We start from the raw sequence: 1803 nt of genomic DNA, 5'->3' as shown, positions 1-1803 counted from the left end.
GCCGCATCCTGCGCACGCTGCGTGACTTGCAAGTGCAAGGCGTCGCCGTGTATTCCGAAGCCGATGCCGCCAGCCTGCATATCCTGCACGCCGCTGAAGCCCACAGCCTCGGTGAAGGGGCCGCCGCCGGCACTTATCTGGCAGTCGACAAAATCCTCGCCATTGCCAGGGCCAGCGGCGCGACTGCCATTCATCCCGGTTACGGTTTCCTGTCCGAGAACGCCGCCTTCGCCGAGGCCTGCGAAGCGCACGGCATCGCGTTCATCGGCCCTACAGCCGAACAACTGCGGGTGTTCGGTCTCAAGCACACCGCGCGCGCGCTGGCAAAACAGCATGGTGTGCCGATGCTCGAAGGCACCGAGCTGCTCGACAGCCTCGACGCCGCGCTGATCGCCGGCGAACAGGTGGGCTATCCGGTGATGCTGAAAAGCACCGCCGGCGGTGGCGGCATCGGCATGCGTGTGTGTCGCAATGCCAGCGAACTGAGCGAGTCGTTCGAAGCGGTGAAACGCCTCGGCCAGAACAATTTCAGCGACGCCGGAGTGTTCATCGAGAAGTACATCCAGCGCGCCCGGCACTTGGAGGTACAGGTGTTCGGCGACGGTCGCGGTGAGGTCATCGCCCTCGGCGTACGCGACTGCTCGGTGCAACGGCGCAACCAGAAAGTCCTTGAAGAAACCCCGGCACCGAACCTGCCGGACGGCATGGCCGAAGCGCTGTGCGCGGCGGCGATCAAACTGGCGCAAGCGGTGAACTACCGCAGCGCCGGCACCGTGGAATTCGTCTTCGACAGCGAGGCGCAGCGCTTCTATTTTCTCGAAGTGAACACACGGCTGCAGGTGGAGCATGGCGTCACCGAACAGGTCTGGGGTGTCGACCTGGTGCGCTGGATGATCGAACTGGCGGCCGGTGATCTGCCGCCGCTGAGCACGTTGTATGGCGCTCTGAAACCCGAAGGCCATGCGATTCAGGCGCGGCTGTATGCGGAAGATCCGGGGCGCGATTTCCAGCCGAGTCCGGGCTTGCTGACGGCCGTGGAATTCCCGCCGGCCAACGGCATCCAACTGCGCATTGATACCTGGGTCGAAGCCGGCTGCGAGATCCCGCCCTACTTCGATCCGATGCTTGCCAAAGTCATCACCTGGGCGCCGACCCGTGAACAGGCGCGTGCCGAGCTGCATCAAGCATTGGGCGACAGTCTGTTGTACGGCGTGGAAACCAACCGCGATTACCTGCGGCAGATTCTCCTCGATACGCCGTTCGCCAGCGGTGAGCCGTGGACCCGTTGCCTGGAGCATCTGGTCTACCGCGCCAACACTTTCGAAGTGCTCGGCGCCGGCACGCAAACCAGCGTGCAGGACTACCCCGGTCGCCTCGGTTACTGGGCCGTCGGTGTGCCGCCGTCGGGGCCGATGGACAGTCGCGCCCTGCGCCTGGGCAATCGCCTGCTCGGCAACGCTGAAGGCGCGGCTGCACTGGAAATCACCATGAGCGGGCCGCTGCTGCGCTTCAACTGTGAAGCGGTGATCGCGGTGACCGGTGCGCCGATTGGCCTGACGCTTGAGGGGGAAAGCGCGCCAATGAATACCGCCCTGCTGATCCCGGCGGGCGCGACGTTGCATCTGGGCAGCATCAGCGGCGCCGGAGCACGCAGTTATGTGTGTCTGCGCGGCGGTTTGCAGGTGCCGGATTATCTGGGCAGTAAAAGCACCTTCACCCTTGGCCAGTTTGGTGGCCATGGTGGTCGAGCATTGCGTGCCGGTGACGTGTTGCACCTGCCCGCGTTGACCGATCGCAGCGCAG

1 pseudogene is annotated in these 1803 nt (G+C 64.6%); it reads left to right on the top strand.

The features are described 5' to 3' along the window. Positions 1–32: 32 nt before the first annotated feature. A pseudogene (locus DBR24_RS33420) lies at positions 33–1803 on the top strand (biotin carboxylase N-terminal domain-containing protein); the annotation flags it as partial.

The sequence above is a fragment of the Pseudomonas sp. HMWF006 genome (genome assembly GCF_003061205.1).
Lineage (GTDB): Bacteria > Pseudomonadota > Gammaproteobacteria > Pseudomonadales > Pseudomonadaceae > Aquipseudomonas > Aquipseudomonas monsensis.
The sequence above is the reverse complement of the archived record's forward strand: the minus strand, read 5'-3'. Positions and strand labels throughout refer to the sequence as shown.